At 33.0% G+C, this 16,091-nt stretch carries 12 protein-coding genes; 2 read left to right on the top strand and 10 right to left on the bottom strand.

What is annotated here, in order from left to right:
• Both V4762_RS06315 and V4762_RS06310 read right to left on the bottom strand, forming a co-directional pair.
• On the bottom strand, window positions 1-635 hold a 635-nt coding region (locus V4762_RS06315; protein ID WP_347314940.1), incomplete at its 3' end, for an acyl-CoA synthetase.
• Window positions 569-1,411, bottom strand: a complete 843-nt coding sequence (locus tag V4762_RS06310) for an AMP-binding protein (RefSeq protein ID WP_347314938.1) — start codon at window positions 1,409-1,411, stop codon at window positions 569-571. The genes V4762_RS06310 and V4762_RS06315, both read right to left, overlap by 67 nt.
• Window positions 1,412-1,590: 179 nt before the next feature.
• Between V4762_RS06310 and V4762_RS06305 the strand changes: the two genes are divergently transcribed.
• The gene (locus V4762_RS06305; RefSeq protein WP_347314937.1) at window positions 1,591-2,070 is read left to right on the top strand and encodes a peroxiredoxin; all 480 of its coding nucleotides are present in this window, start codon (window positions 1,591-1,593) and stop codon (window positions 2,068-2,070) included.
• 3 nt (window positions 2,071-2,073) lie between these two features.
• Window positions 2,074-3,699 carry a TIGR00341 family protein gene (locus tag V4762_RS06300; RefSeq protein WP_347314936.1) on the top strand — a complete coding sequence of 542 codons (1,626 nt, stop codon included), beginning with the start codon at window positions 2,074-2,076 and terminating at the stop codon, window positions 3,697-3,699.
• A gap of 30 nt (window positions 3,700-3,729) precedes the next feature.
• On the opposite strand, the gene V4762_RS06295 is transcribed toward V4762_RS06300, so the two are convergent.
• The 8 genes from V4762_RS06295 to pepV all read right to left on the bottom strand — a co-directional run bounded on the left by V4762_RS06295 (window position 3,730) and on the right by pepV (window position 16,031).
• A complete protein-coding gene (locus V4762_RS06295) occupies window positions 3,730-4,731 on the bottom strand; it encodes an MORN repeat-containing protein (RefSeq protein ID WP_347314935.1) in 1,002 nt (333 codons plus the stop codon).
• A gap of 64 nt (window positions 4,732-4,795) precedes the next feature.
• The gene (locus V4762_RS06290; RefSeq protein WP_347314934.1) at window positions 4,796-7,654 is read right to left on the bottom strand and encodes a PD-(D/E)XK nuclease family protein; all 2,859 of its coding nucleotides are present in this window, start codon (window positions 7,652-7,654) and stop codon (window positions 4,796-4,798) included.
• A complete protein-coding gene (locus V4762_RS06285; RefSeq protein ID WP_347314933.1) occupies window positions 7,647-10,781 on the bottom strand; it encodes a UvrD-helicase domain-containing protein in 3,135 nt (1,044 codons plus the stop codon). The genes V4762_RS06290 and V4762_RS06285 overlap by 8 nt, the downstream gene beginning before the upstream one ends.
• 29 nt (window positions 10,782-10,810) lie before the next feature.
• The gene (locus tag V4762_RS06280; protein WP_347314932.1) at window positions 10,811-11,905 is read right to left on the bottom strand and encodes a branched-chain amino acid aminotransferase; all 1,095 of its coding nucleotides are present in this window, start codon (window positions 11,903-11,905) and stop codon (window positions 10,811-10,813) included.
• Window positions 11,906-11,925: 20 nt separating this feature from the next.
• On the bottom strand, window positions 11,926-12,297 hold the full coding sequence (locus V4762_RS06275) for a hypothetical protein (protein WP_347314931.1): 372 nt from the start codon (window positions 12,295-12,297) through the stop codon (window positions 11,926-11,928).
• A gap of 10 nt (window positions 12,298-12,307) precedes the next feature.
• Window positions 12,308-12,661, bottom strand: coding sequence for a PqqD family protein (locus V4762_RS06270; protein WP_347314930.1), 354 nt, complete (start codon window positions 12,659-12,661; stop codon window positions 12,308-12,310).
• 4 nt (window positions 12,662-12,665) lie between these two features.
• Window positions 12,666-14,582 carry an OPT family oligopeptide transporter gene (locus V4762_RS06265; protein ID WP_347314929.1) on the bottom strand — a complete coding sequence of 639 codons (1,917 nt, stop codon included), beginning with the start codon at window positions 14,580-14,582 and terminating at the stop codon, window positions 12,666-12,668.
• 63 nt (window positions 14,583-14,645) lie between these two features.
• A complete protein-coding gene (gene pepV / locus V4762_RS06260; protein WP_347314928.1) occupies window positions 14,646-16,031 on the bottom strand; it encodes a dipeptidase PepV in 1,386 nt (461 codons plus the stop codon).
• Window positions 16,032-16,091 lie beyond the last annotated feature (60 nt).

Below are 16,091 nucleotides of genomic sequence, written 5' to 3'. Positions count from 1 at the left end.
AGATTACCCACTACCATTGGGGGCACTGAGTTGCCAAGATCATCCACAATATCAAGGTGCGCGCCTAAGAATTGAATACCGCAAGAGCCAGCCTTCATTGGAGTAAGCCACGCAGCTCCAGCTAGAGGACAGCCGGCAGTTTCTGTCTGACCATAAGTATTATTAAGATATATCTTCCCCTTGCCAATTTTCTCATAAACCCATTTCCAGGCCTCAGGGTTTAAAGGTTCGCCCACAAAAGCCACTACATCTAATGAGCTAAGATCGTAGGTTTGAAATTTTTCTTCTCCAAATTTCATCAACATTCTGGTAGCAGTTGGAGAAGTCCACCATTTGTTAACCCTATACTTTTCTAAAATTTGATAAACTCTATCTTGTTCAGGATAATCTATTGAGCCCTCATAAAAAATAGTTGTAATGCCATTTGACAGAGCACCAACTATACCCCATATATGCATTGTCAACCAACCAATATCAGCCATACACCAAAAAACATCATCCTGGTGCAAGTCTAAGTGGTACTTTGCATAAATATAGTTATTTATCACAAAAGCATTTCCTGAATGAACTACACCTTTTGGCTTGCCAGTAGTTCCGCTTGTGTAAAAAACAAGACCTGGTTCATTTGCTTCAATAAATTCAGGTTGAAACTCAGCATCAGATTTTTCATTAGCTCATCCCACCAATGATCCCTACCAGCTTTCATGCTTACAGGATTATCAGCTCTCTTGATAATTATAGAAGCCTTTATGCTCTTGATTCCTTCAATCGCAATATCAGCTTTCTCCTTTAGGCCTATAACCCTGCCACGTCTGTAAATTCCGTCCGCAGTTATAAAAACATGGGGCTCAAAATGATTTAGCCTCTCTCTCAAGGCATTAGCAGAAAATCCTGAAAACACGGTGTTAAACAATACCCCCATTCTGTAACAGGCAAGGACTGCTATGACCGTCTCAGCCAGATTTGGAAGATAAATTGATACCCTATCACCTTTCTTCAATCCAAAGTTTTTTAAAACATTACAAAATTTATTAACCTCGCAAAGAAGCATTCTGTAGGTAAAAAACTTCGTTTCATAATTTTCGCCTTCCCATATTAGCGCCAGTTTATTTGCATAACCTTTTTCAATGTTCCTATCTAACATATTGAATGCGGGATTTGTAATTCCACCAGAAAAAAATCTAAAGTCTGGGAACTCCCCTTCCATAGTCTTTGACCACGGATGGAACCAGGAAAGCTCATTCGCTACATCCTCCCAAAATTTTTCAGGATCATCCCAAGATTTTTTTAATAAATTATTAAAGTCCTGAATGCTACCAGCATTAGTCCCTTTGACTTTCTCTTTATTTGGCAATATTATTTTGCTCTCTTTAATCATATTCAAAGTTTCATTTTTCGCTTCAACAGACATTTTACGCCTCCCAAAATATAGATTTGTCTCAAGCAAATTAAAAAAGTTATTGGTATATCATAAAAAAAATAAATTGTCAGAATTTTACAACAAAATTATGATTTTGTAAAGGAAGCAGATTCTGGAACTAAAAAATAGTTTGTAGATAGGTTATAATTAGAATAAAAGGAGGTCTAACAGTGCTCAACATAGGAGATAAAATTGATGATTTTTGTCTTAATGGAATAGATGAAGGTTCGAATGAAAAAGTTTTTTGTTTTAAAGACTTAATACAAGATAGAAAAAACCTTATTCTTTACTTCTATCCAAAAGACAATACGCCTGGGTGCACCACAGAAGCGTGCGATTTCAGAGATAATATGAACTTCATATTGAAATATGCTGCTATTGCAGGTGTTAGCCCTGACTCTATTGCATCACACAAAAAATTTCAGGAAAAGCATAGTTTAAACTTTCCTCTTCTCTCTGATCCTGAGAAGAAAATCTTAACTCTTTTTGACGCATACGGTGAGAAGAAAATTTATGGAAAAACAAGTATGGGAGTTATTAGATCTACATTTTTAATTACACCTGACATGATATTGAAAAAAGCATGGCGAAATGTCAAAGCAAAGGGCCATGTCGATACTATTTTAAAATATTTTGAGGTCATTATTTAAATTTTGGAACATGATAAACAATATCCAAAAATCTTAATTTACAGCTTTTTAAAAAAATTATTCCCTTATGTCTTCCCTTACTTATATGCTAACAAAACATTAGACAAAGAAAAAACAATTTATAATACAGAATCAAAGGCAGGAATTTCATTTGATTATTTGTTATCACTTATAATAGCCGCTTTAATAGCCACTATAGGTCTTATTACAAACAGCGTAGCAGTGATAATAGGTTCAATGCTTATTTCACCTTTATTGGAACCAATTATAGGTTTAGGATTAGCCATAACAACTGAAAATAATCAGTTGATAAAAAAGTTAATATTTAAAATCATTGTAAGCGTAATTCTAACTATTGTTTTTACAACAATTCTTACCACAATCTCTCCATTAAAAGAACCTACTACAGAAATAATTTCAAGGACAAATCCAAATTTATACGATTTATTGATAGCATTATTTTCTGGCATAGTTGGAGTCTATGCAACTATAAAGAATAAAAATAATTTAACAATAATACCAGGAGTCGCAATTGCCACTGCAATCATACCGCCTCTTAGCATTATAGGATTTGGTATAGGTACTTCAAGTTATCTAATATCTATGGGTGCCTTTTTGCTTTTTTTTACCAATTTTATTGCAATACTTTTCTCGTCTGTTATAACTTTTATTTATTTTGGTTTTCTAACAAAAATAGAAATTGCAGCAAAAGACTCTGTCATTAGAAAAAGATTAACACAGATATTTATTACCATGATAATTATCTCTATTCCATTGATATATTCTCTATATACCACAGTATCTTACATAAATCTTAACAACCAGGTATCAAATATTATTAAACAGGATATTAAGAATAGTGCGAATCTATATTATTTAAAAGTAGAAGAAAAGTCTGATAAAATTTATGTCTCGGCAATAATTTTAGCAAAAGACTATCTTAATGAGCAAAAAATTAAAGAAATTAAAAAGAATTTAGAAGATAAATTTAAAAAGCCCGTAGATCTAAAATTAAGCCAAATAATAGGTCAAATGCCAAAATTAAGCCTTCAAAACCCCCAACAACCTATAACTCCAATACAAACCCCAGAAGAAAAAATAAGCAATGCCACAAAAGATATTAATGATGTTTTTAAAACAATCACAGATTCAATAAATAAACTTATATCCCCGGATTTTATAGAAAGTTATAATTTCGCTGTTTCAAACAAAGGTAAAGACTATCTCACATTGGAAATAAAAGGAAACCATATATTTTCTTTAAATGAAACTAAATTTATACAAAATTATATTGAAAATATAATAAATACAAAAATCAACCTAACTATAAATACAAAACCCTTTCTTACACCAATTCCGATTTTAAATGAAAATGACTTTAAGATTTCTACCAATGATATTAATAATTTACAAATAATCAAAAATGTCTATAGTTCAAATAAAAATATATCTATCAACATTAACTGCAATTATAATAACAATGCGCTTAAAAGTGCAGCAGAACAAAAAATAGCATCAATTATAAATTATATAGAAAGTAGTCTAAAAATTCCAAGCAAATCAATAAATAGTAAAATTACATTCAACCCAACAGCAGCAAATTCTTCCATAAAAATAGACTTTCAATAAGCAAAACTTATTTATAAAACAATATGAAATTTACAAATCACTAGGAGGCTTTGAAGTAGCTTTTTCAATTTTATTGTACATTTCGCCATTTATATAGTCTAATGTTATTACATACGGGAATTCATTTTTAGACAAGGTAGAAGGATCTTTTTTGTCGAACCCTAAGTGAATAGCGTTTGGAAAATTTGACTTTGTAGCAAAAGTCCAGATACAAGAAGTATCAAAATCCTTGCCTGTGCAGGTATTATAAGGACCATATTTTTGAGTAATAGAATCTCTTAAATTAGAAAAATAGTTCATCATATCGTTTTGACTGGTTTCGATATAAAAAGTGCCATAATAAAACTTATTATCTATAAATCTCAAAAATAATTTTGCCAATTTATCAGAGAAAGCCGTATAATAAGCGTAAGTAGTAGTTTTACTATTGCTATCCTCCAATTTATTCAAGAAGCTTGTATTTGGTCGATCCTTTATAACATCTTTCATTTCTTGGACAGATGAACCCCATTGAATTCCTATAAAACCATTTAAATCTCTTGCGATAAAGCCATTTAGCCACTCGCCTTTATAAATTCTTCCATCAGCCCAGGTATACGTACCCTGTCCATTTGGTTTGTTATCTTTAAATTCGCCCTCATAGATAGCTCCATCTGAAAATTTATACATTCCGTTTCCATTCATCTGCCCGTTTTTAAAATCTGCATTAAAGGAATCGCCATCTGAAAAATTCATAGCAGCGTGACCATTGAGGTAGCCATTATCAAATTCGCCGACACCACTTCCTTTGTAGCCTAAACCTTTATCGTCTTGCAAAATTAAACTTATCTTGCCCTTACCCTGAGCCTTACCGTTTACACAATCACCATCCCAATTAACAGAAATAATTTTATAACTATCAGATGACCAAAGCACCTGGCAATTTGTTTTGGGATCGGTAGCAGAACTTTGAATAGCAAATCCTGTATTCTGAAAAAACATAAATGAAAATAGAAAAATAGAAAGAAATGATAAAGTTTTAAAATTCCCCAAGATATACCCTCCTAAATGTTTTATATTTGTCATTATATCATAACTATGTCTTTTGCAAAAAACTTTAAGAAAACTTTCTACTTTTTACCCACTGTCTTGAACAAATAGTCTGGTACAAGCAAAAAGCGCATTTTTCTTCAATTTTGTTCGAAACTGGCAAGAATGGAATATCTATGCTTAGAATTTCTGAAATTAAATATTTTAATGCTTCATGATAAGCGCTATGCTTATCATCATCGAATTGGAAATACTCTTCATTGTCAATGTTCCTCAAGCTCCATATACCAGATGTTATCGTCTTAAAGTCAACTTTTTCAGAATCCTCAAATAAAAATACATAAAATGGCAGTTGAAATGACCTAATATTTTCGTACCACGTATTTCTATTTTCTATATTAGGCAAAAAGCTTTGTTTAGGTATCTTGGCAGCACCAGTCTTATAATCTATTAGAAAGTATTCACTTTTTAATTCATGAATCCTGTCTACCCTACCTTTTAACTTTATTTTCTTGTTATCACAAAAAATATTAGATTTGAACTCCTTTTCAAGATACAAAATTTTCATACCGTTTAGCTCTCTTATATTTTTTTCAAGAACCCTTTTAAGGGCTAATCTACATTGTTCTTTTTGAAGCAGGACTTCTTTCGAATGATTGTCTTGAAATTTTTCATCCAAAAAAGAGTTGATAAAATTCATTTCATTATCAAAGTTTACGTTAGCAAATTCTTTTCCTAACCATTGTTTAAAATATAAAAACAATATTTCATGTACCACATTACCTATTTCGCTGCTGCTAATATCTTCTTCAATCTTCTTGTGTTCTTTTAAGTTCAAAACATAAGAATAATAAAATGAAAGCGGACATCTTAAATATTTATCAATTGATGAGGGACTAAATTCAAAGCTTTCAAGAAGTTTTAAAATTTCATCATTTTTTTCAATAGGGCCTGGGTTTTCCTGAGTAAAAGAGATTGGAAAATTTATACTTTCTTTAGGGATAGGCATTTCAATAGATCTATTAATTTTCTGTAGTTCCCAAATTATACTTTCCACAAACCTTGAAAGTGATTTTCCTACAGAATTAGAATAGAAGAAATTAATTTCATTTGCGCCATTTATTAAACTAACAAAATTAGCTTTCTGAAGGTCTTCGTTGTCTTTTGCTGTAGGCAGATTTAAAATTTGTCTAATATCCTGAGTTAAAAAAGGCATCTCTTTTATCACATTGGGCACATTATCATCACTAATATCTATATAAAAAACCCTTTCAAAATTTATATTTCTTGTCTCAAGCGAACCCAAAATTTGAATGCCATCTAAAATTGATGAAGAAAAAGGAATTCTGGCGTTTTGCATAAAAAATCTTAATAAATTAAAATACTGGCTATGCCCTGTCGATTTCAAACCTGAAATTTCTGATGATTGTAACTCAAAGACAGTCTCATAAGCATATCTAAAAAAATTTGATCCATACAGATTTAGATTTCCTAATGACTTTTCTGATATATAGTCCAACAATTCATTAATCTTACCAGTAAAGTCAGATAAATTTTTCACTGATAAGAAAGCTCTAACTATTTTGCTATGAACCTCAATTAAAAAGTCAGTTAAGTATTTTTTAAAATCATCATCAGCACCTATTTCTATATTTAAAGATTTTATCGTATCAATAACGTCGTTATAGATTTCAGATTTCTCTTCAATTTCTTTTAGGGAAATAAAAATCTTGTTGTTATTCCTAATATAAGCGTGAATTTTTTGAAAAAGCGTTCTTGTAACAGTGCTTTGCAGGTTCTGAATGTCCTGAGATTCTTCTGAGTTAAAAGAATATTTATCAAATTTTAAAGTTTTTACATAAGGGTGAAATAGTAGATTTATATAATCGGTAGAATAAAATTTAAAATTATTTATCCTGGAGAGCAAAGTAGCAATCATATCAAATAGTGAATATATAGGAGTTCTTGAAAGAGGATACCCCATAGACACGTTGTACCTTTCGCCATCAGGAATCGCATTGTATAATACAGGAAACAGACTCGCCTCAGATACAAGGAGTATAAGATCCTTACTGCTCAGTGGTTTTTTCTGCTCTAACAACTCCCTTAATTTCAGTATCTGACCATTTAAGGTTTGGGATTGAAATATATAAAATTTTTTATTTTTTAGATCACAAAATTTTGAACTTTTTTTAACAAAAAAACGCGATTCTTTATTATTTAAAATATTACTGAAAAGTTCTTTTTCACTTTCATTTAGGCTGTAAAAGCCGCCAATTACAAAGTTTTTTTCGGGCAAGCTAACTTTTGAAACAAAGTTGTACCTTGTAGCCCTTGTAGACACCAACCTACCTTCAATTTCAGAATAAAAATCTCTATATAGAACAAAAAAATCTCTCATTCTATATGAGAAGTCGGTTTCGAAAACTTTATTGATTAGAAAATTTTCACTAGACTCATTCTGTGAGAAATTAATTATTTTCTCATAAGCATCAAAATTTACTTTATTAATAAATAGTTCTTCAAAATCTTTAAAAAACTCTTTTCCCCATGGAATAAACTCATCAAATGAGTTGTGAATCTTACTAAAAGATTCATATTTTTCTGATCCATTCAATAAATTAAATAATAAATAAATAGCCTCCATTAGATTTATCTTTCTATATGATTGCTTACCTTGTTCATATAGATTGTCAACAAAATCGTCAATAGAATAAACTAAAGGGGATCTAAATGTATTTTTGAGATATTCAGAAAATTTGGAATAAAGATAATGGATAGCTCTTCTGTTTGGAAAAACAATCACACAGTCTTCTAAAGATACATCTGAGGTGACATAATTTGCAACCTCATTGATAATATCAGAATCTTCATTTAGATAGCATATCTTGTTACGATTTTCTTCGAAAAATTCAAAATTAGTCATTCTTGTATACAATCTCTTCTGAAAGATTATCGATATCTAATATTACTCCAATTGTATCTTTTTTGTAGACATCGTAAATAATCTTCATATATTGTCTTATTTGTTTATAATATTTTTCTTTTTCCAGATTTTTATAATATTCTTTTATGCCAGTTTTATAATCAACCACATAAATAGTATCTCTGTCTACTACCAGTCTGTCAATTCTAAAAACCCTACCCCTCTTGTCAACGAAGTCAACTTCGGTATATATTTTACTTTCATTACTAAAATATCTTTGAAATTTCTCATTTGAAACCACATCAAAAATTTTTTGCATAACTTCTTCATCAAAAAGTTCAACATCTTTTTTATAAATTTGAATTATTTTATCTAAATTAACTAAATCTTCTCTAAACTTTATTTGTTCTAAAATCTTATGAATCAAGACACCCCTTCTTATGCTTTCTATATCTTCCTTCTTCCAATTTTTTTCTTCCCTCAATGGATCCCTAAGAAAGGATTGAGCAAAGGTTAAACAAGTAAGCCTTGCATTCTTTGAAGAAGTATTGATAAAATTATTTATACTCCCAATTTCTTTTACAAGCTTTCTCACATTTTCAAGGGTTTTCTCTTTTCTAAAACACAAAAAGTTATAAAGCTCGTGCCTTGCCCTTGTCATAGCCACATATAAAAGATTCAAGTCGTCTATCATACAATTAACTTCCTCATTATAAAAAACCTCCCCCAGAAGATCGTTTTTTTCTGAAAGGTCTTTAGTAATATGTAACAAAGAAAGACTCTCATTAGTAGGAGCACCAGTCTTACGAATATCATCTTCATTTAACACAAAAAGGTTAGAAATAGATCTATTTTTTCCAGAAATGCCAAAACTGCTTTCAGCATCTACAATGTTTATAACTACTGGAAATTCTAACCCCTTAGCCTTGTGAATAGTCATTAGCCTAATAGCATCACCGAAACCAGAAATCTCCACTTTGAAAACATCGGTCTTCTCCCTTTCAACAGCCTGCAACAAATTGTTTATATCCACATAACCTGAAGATTCAATCTCGGTAACAATTTCTAAGAATTTTACTAAATATGCTGATTCCTCTGGAAAATTAAATGAAATTTTGAAGGTAGAAAATATCAAAATAAGCAAGTTATAAATGGGGATATATCCTGATTTGAGATATATTTCTCTTAAGTATTTATTCCAAATTTCGATATAATTATCCTTAAAAGCAGTATATATATTCTTATCTCGATTGATAAATAGAAATTCTCTTATCTCGTTTAGGGATATGCCTTCGCTAAGAAGGATCTTTTCCATTACTTTACTAAGTAAAAAGGTAGAAAAATTTAAATTATCAGCAGGAGACTCGATAAATTTTAACAGTGATATAATCTCTTGAATTATCTTTCTATCTCTAATGTCCAATGAGCTTTCTGAAACAATGCTATAACCACCCTCCAAAAGCCAGGATGAAATTTCATTTACCTGAGAATTTGATCGGGTCAGTATTGCAATATCGCTTAATTTAAATCTTTTATTTAAATCAGACAACAAATTTAGCAATTTTGTCCTCAAATCGTAATCGTCATCAAGCCCATCTTCCAAGCCATCATCGCTTCCTGTGTTGTCAAAAAATGCAACCTGAGTCTTGAAAAAACCTAAATCGCTTCTTTCTTCTAAGGGAAACTGCAAATAATCGCTTAAGCCTGAGAGGTTATTCGCAGTAGATACTTGATCAAATATGTCTTCTTGAAAAAATTTTCTAATACTTTCAATTAGTACGCCATCGCTTCTAAAGTTATTTTCTAAATTTAAGAGATAGGTATTTTTCATTGGCTTATCTATTGTTTCTTTCATAATCTTGTAATCTGCGCCTCTAAAGCTATAAATTGATTGTTTAATGTCACCTACTGCAAACATAGAGCCGTTTCTTGTCATTAGATCGTCACAAAATCTCTTTAAGCACCCCCATTGCACCTCGTCTGTGTCTTGAAATTCATCTATCATCATATGATAGATATGACTTCCCAAACAGAACTGAACTTTAATTATGTTATTATTATCAAGATTTTCAAATATTAGTTTGTTTATGTTGCCAATATAAATTGACCCAAGTTCATTGTAGCAACCTTGAAGGACTGACTTAAATTCAGTAAACAAGTTTATATATTGCTGATATTTTACCTGGCATAAAATGGGTAAATATCCGTAAATTAGATGAACAGATGCGTCCCATTCCTTCTTTAGATGACTATAAATATCGCTTTTCTCTTTATTAAATGGAAAGCTTTTATAGATTTTCCTAATAATACCCACAATATTTATTTCAGGATTGTTTAATTTATCAATAAGCTTTATAAATTTTTCTTCATGAATTTTCCCATTTAATGCCAAACCCTTTTTCAGACCTTGTTCGGCTAAAGATGCCAAGTATTTCATTAGTCTTTTTACTTCATTTATCGATGGTTCAATATTCTTATTTTCCTTAAAGTATCCTAATTTTTTATTCTCTAAATTCAAGAGATCTAACAGATTTTTTTTTATTTCTTCTTTTGGATTGAAATTAATAATATTGTTTGTCTCATTAATCCTTAAGTATTCTTCTAACTTTTGAAATTCAATTTCTTGGATAAGCCTATCAATAGCAAAATCAAATATCTCATCACTATCAATTTTTATATTGTTCGCCAAAATGTTTGTTTCAAATGGTAGAACTCTAAAAATCTTTGCCATAAAACTATCAATTGTGCTTACTTGAAACTCACTAAAATTTTCAAAAATCAGATCAATTGCTTTTTCAGAATGAAGCATTATATCTTCCAAAGAATCATACAATAGAGCAGTTAAGTTTTTTTTATCTGGCTCATTTAATAAACCTAAATTAATTTTCTTAAGCCATTCCAATATCCTCTGTTTCATTTCGTTTGCAGCATTTTTTGTAAAAGTCAAAGCTATTATATTTGGCAGAGCGTTATTCGATATATTTGTTGATAACAAAAACTGGCAAAACCGTATACTTAAAGTATAGGTTTTGCCAGAACCAGCTGATGCGCTTACCACATAAAAATGCGGAAATGTTAACTCATCATCGCGCTGCAAACTAGATAATCTTACTCTTTCATCCCCCAATATAATTTCCTATGTAATATTAAGAAATATTAACCAAGACTATTTCTCTCAACCTTTTTCAACCAGCCATTAGGACCTTTTATTTTGCCAGTTTGTACTCCTACATAATATTCATATATTTGTTTAGCAAATTTGCCTACTTTTCCATCTCCAACTGTAATTGATGAACCGTCTTCGAAGACGTATTCTCCCACAGATGATATTACTGCTGCAGTACCAAATCCACCCGCTTCTACAATATCTCCAGATTTCACACTTTCAATAAATTCATCAAGAGGTACTCTCCTTTGAACAACCTTCAGGCCTATTTCCTTTTGCAACTCAATTATTGATTCAGAGGTAATGCTCTTCAATATGGTATCGGTAAATTCTGGTATAACCACCGTTCCATCCTTTTCAACGTGAAAATGATTCATGGCTCCAGCCTCTTCAATATATTTGTTTTCTGAATCAAGGAATAGCACCTGACTAGCACCAAATTTTTTTGCAAATTCTCCAGCCTTCAAAGAAGCGGCATAGTTGCCCGAAGCTTTTGCAGCACCAGTGCCCCCGCTTACAGCTCTATGAAATTTTTTGGTGATTAGAAGCTTTATTGGCTTTGTAAAACCAGCAGGATAATAAGCACCGCTTGGTGAAAGTATTACACAAAAAATATATTTACCAGATGGATGAACCCCCAAAGAATCTTCTGTTGCGAACATAAAAGGTCTTATATAGAGTGATGCACCCTCTTGCAGAGGAAACCACAGTCTGTCAACATCTATTAGGGCATGGACACCTTTCATTTGAGTCTCTTCATCAAGGGATGGCATACACAGTATATCAGCTGAAACATTTAACCTTTTAGCATTCTTATCGATTCTAAATGTATATATTTCACCATCGTCATGCATAAAAGCCTTTGCGCCTTCGAAAAGGGACTGTCCATAGTGTATTGATATAGCGCCAGGAGCAATCGGAATATTTGAATATGGCACAACTCTTGGGTTTTTCCAATTTGAATTTTCATAATCAATCAAAAACATATGATCCGTTCTCAATTGACCAAAAGAAAGCTGCCCTTCAGGCCTAAACTGTTCATTTCTTCTCTCAGATGCGTTTTTCAAGGTATAAGCGATATCCACTCTTTAACCCTCCATAAACATTATTTTTCTTCCTCATCGCTGATAGGATAATACTTTACTATTTTACCATCAATCACTTTTTTAATCTTATTGGCTGCTAGCAGTCTGTCCAGAACTGCCTGAGCAGTAACCAACGAATCTTTTACGCTAAACCTATATCCTTGAAAATGACTCCCAACTTTTACATCTTTAATCTCATTAGCAATAGACTTTACCGTAACTCCTTGAGCGTTCTTAATAATAAATGACATAGCTTTTTTTTCGAGCTTTATAGCAATCTGCTTTTGAAGCTCTTGCGGCATTTTATAAGAACGCCTATATCCATATATATAAAGCAGCGCACCCATAACGGCAAAAGAGAGAGTCCCTAAAATATAAACCTCAATATTCATAACGCATACCTCATTTTGTTCTCATTAGCTTAATTAGTTTATTGCTAGCAAGAATCCTAATAAAAACAATAAGCCTTTCAAGTGCAAATTCTGAATTGTCATCAAATTGTTTTTGCATATTAATTAGAATATCGTTTATAGTAAAATTTCCATCGCAGTGTTGCCAAACAAATTGACCGTATTTATCTAAATTAATAAAGCTCTTTCCGTAATTTGGAAACCATTTCTCAAATATTCTACGGAAGAAACCAGCATGATAGACGGTCAGCCGAAGCTGCCCGTCTATCATTTCATCTGAAACATTTACACTTTTAACAGGGTACATCGTTAAAAGATTGCCTTTATCTTTATTAAAACCAAACAATATTTTACTCTACCTCAACTTTTTTGTTCATCAAATAGACATAAACACCGATAGCTAAGAGGAAATAGAATAGCAGAGAAATAGGATTCACAAAGCCACCCCAGGTAAAGTTAACTGAAATATTAATATTTTCATAGACCAAGAATGCAAGGATTACGCCCATTAGAGAACCGCCAGCTATTAATCCCGAATTCAAGAGAACACCTTCTTCTATCTTTGCTCTTAACTTCTCTTTGTTGTTAACTGTCTTAGAAAGAATCAGATGCAAAAATCCACCAGTGGCAATTGCTGCAGAAGTTGGAATTGGCAAATACATTCCTACAGCAAAAGCTAATACAGAAATTCCTAAGAGCTCAGCAGCAATTGCGACAAAACCGCCTATAGCTACGAGAGCCCAAGGCATAGTGCCACCGATTACTCCTTTGATAATCAAAGCCATAAGCATAGCTTGAGGTGCAGGCAAGTCCTTCGTACCAAAACCGTATGCATGACCAAGCATAACTAAAACTGAACCGATTACAAACGATGAAGCAACAGCGCCTATGATCATTCCATATTGCTGTGCTCTTGGAGTGCCACCTACTAGGAATGCAGTTTTAAGGTCTTGAGATGTGTCACCAGCAACACAAATAGAAATACAGACAAGAGCGCCTGTTATAAGGGTTGCTACCATTGCGGTATCTCCGACCCATCCGCACAACCTAAATATTACAGCTACCAAAATAATGGTTCCTATCGTCATACCTGACACAGGGTTGCTAGATGAACCGATAATGCCTACGATTCTAGAAGACACAGTCGTAAAGAAGAAAGCAAATATTAGCATAAGAAACGAGCCTAAGAATCCAATGTTAAACTGAGGGGTAAGAGCTGTATAGAAAAATATGATACCCACAATAATGAGAAGTATCAAAAATGGCGTATCTCTTTGAGTACGAATGTCTTTTACAACATTAGTTCCCTTATTTTTGCTTAGACCTTTGATTGTAGCGTCAAAAGAACCAAGTATAGTAGGCAAGGACCTTATAAGAGTAATGAAGCCACCCACTGCAACAGCTCCAGCACCTACGTAACGAATATATGTGCTCCATAGAGCCCAATAACCCATCTGAGCTATAGGCACTGTCGATGGATAAATTGGAGTTGTCAAACCACTACCGAAATATGAAATCAAAGGCATTAACACAAGCCAGCTAAGTATGCCGCCTGCAAACATATAAAAAGATGCCTTAGGACCGATAATAAATCCTACACCTAAAAGAGCAGGCAGCGTATCAAAACCGATACCAGCTCCCTTTAGACCAGGAATACCCCAATCAGGGCTCTCGTTCCAAAGTCCTAAACCATCCATTAGAAATTGGTACAATGCACCAATTCCGATGCCCCAAAATACAGTTTTTGCGCTACTTCCACCTTGATCTCCAGCAACCAAAACCTCAGCACAAGCTGTGCCTTCTGGATAAGGCAAGTTGTGGTGTTCGTTTACTATCAAAAGCTTTCTAAGAGGCACCATTAAAACAACGCCCAAGATGCCACCCAATAGAGCCATAGTATTAAGCTCTAAAAGACCTGGATTGTATCCCCAAATAAATAAAGCAGGCAATGTAAATATTACACCTGATGCAATTGCTTCACCTGCAGATGCAATTGTCTGAGCAATAGTATTTTCAAGAATAGTACCCCTTCTGAATATCCCCTTTAAAACGCCCATAGACATTACTGCAGCAGGGATACTCGCACTAACTGTCAATCCTGCTTTCATTCCAAGATACGCATCTGCAGCTCCGAATAATATCGCCAAAAAAACACCAATGGCAATAGCAGTTATAGTAAACTCAGGAATAACCTTATCTGCAGATATATAAGGTACGTAGTCTTCCCCTGAAACATTAAGATAATTTAACTTTTTTCTCTCTTCCATATCAATCACCTTTCATAATAATATACTGCTAGTTTTTAATAGATTTTTACTAAAAGCTACAAACTATTTATTAACAGATAATTTCACCATGGCTTCAGCATATATTGCAGAACACGTAATTAAGTCTGAAATACTTGCATATTCATTCGCCTCATGACACATGTCTTGCTTGCCTTCAAAGAGTGGTCCAAAAGAAACAGTGTTTGGTATGTGTTTTGAATATGTACCGCCACCAATAGAAAGTGGAGGCGTAGTGGAGTTTACATGCTTTCTATATATCTCTAACAAAGTTTTAACCAGAAAATGATCCTCTGGGTAGAAAAGCGGTCTATCTTTTAACACAAATTCAATTTTGGCACCTGTCTGCCCAATAATTTTTACAAATTTTTCATTAATTGCATCATAATCCAAAGTTACAGGAGTCCTATAATTTATATCCAATGATAGAGTGCTGTTTTTAAAATCAACAATTCCCACATTGAAAGTTAACTTTCCGTATTTGTCCTCACAGAAAATTCCAAACTTTTTTGCATCTGTCTCGCTATCGATGTAGGCAGCAAGCCAATCAAAAGTATTTTTCACTCCTGAATTCAATGATAGTTTAGAAAGAAATACGATTAGACCCATTACGGCGTTCAAACCAGTTTCTGGATGTGCCGCATGTGTGCTTATTCCCTGACACTGTACACGTATCTTACTATCGTATTGAACGTTCCATTTATAAGGATATTGTGCTTCAAATTCCTTTATTAAATTAGATACTACTTCTTTATCCACATTGCTTAGAACAGCAGTTGCCTTATCTGGTACCACATTAGCTTTTGTGCCTCCAACAATCTCTTCAACAACTACTCCATCATTCTTTTGATCAAATTTCCAAGAAACTCTAACAAAGACCATCCCCTTTTCAGAGTGGATTACGGGAAACTCTGCATCTGGAGAAAAAGCATATATAGGGGGCTTTTCTTTTGCAAGATAAAGTGGCATATCGTTTGAACCTTCTTCTTCATTGGTGCCAAACAAAAGCCTTATCTTCTTATCTATCTTGGCTCCCAATTCCTTTATTGCGTATAAAGAATAAAGAGATGCAATGGCAGGTCCTTTGTCATCAATTGTTCCTCTGGCGAATATTTTATCCCCTTCAATTCTACCAACAAACGGATCGCTATCCCAACCATCACCAACAGGTACTACATCGAGGTGCGCCAAAGATGCCACGTAATCTTCAGAGTCACCATATTCTACTACCCCTACTGCATCATTTACCACAAAAGTTTTAAATCCCATTCTGCTCGCAATCTTTAAAGTTTCATCCAGACACTTTCTAACTTCCACACCAAATGGTGCCCCATCAACCTTTTCTCCCATTATGCTCGGATAGGTCAAAATTTTTTTTAAATCATCTAAAAATTCTGCTTTCTTTCCTTCCACAAACGATAAATAATCCATAATAAATGCTCCTTTAGACTGTCTAATTGGAATTAAAACATTAAAAAGGGGGTGCTGCGA

Source organism: Thermodesulfobium sp. 4217-1, from assembly GCF_039822205.1.
GTDB lineage: Bacteria > Thermodesulfobiota > Thermodesulfobiia > Thermodesulfobiales > Thermodesulfobiaceae > Thermodesulfobium.
This window is presented reverse-complemented; position numbering and strand designations above follow the sequence as displayed.

Bases quoted from the DNA above. Each gene is read 5' to 3' on its own strand.
- V4762_RS06265 (WP_347314929.1), bottom strand. From the start codon at position 14,582: ATGGAAGAGAGAAAAAAGTTAAATTATCTTAATGTTTCAGGGGAAGAC.
- V4762_RS06290 (WP_347314934.1), bottom strand. From the start codon at position 7,654: ATGACTAATTTTGAATTTTTCGAAGAAAATCGTAACAAGATATGCTAT.
- V4762_RS06310 (WP_347314938.1), bottom strand. From the start codon at position 1,411: ATGTCTGTTGAAGCGAAAAATGAAACTTTGAATATGATTAAAGAGAGC.
- pepV (WP_347314928.1), bottom strand. From the start codon at position 16,031: ATGGATTATTTATCGTTTGTGGAAGGAAAGAAAGCAGAATTTTTAGAT.
- V4762_RS06275 (WP_347314931.1), bottom strand. From the start codon at position 12,297: ATGAATATTGAGGTTTATATTTTAGGGACTCTCTCTTTTGCCGTTATG.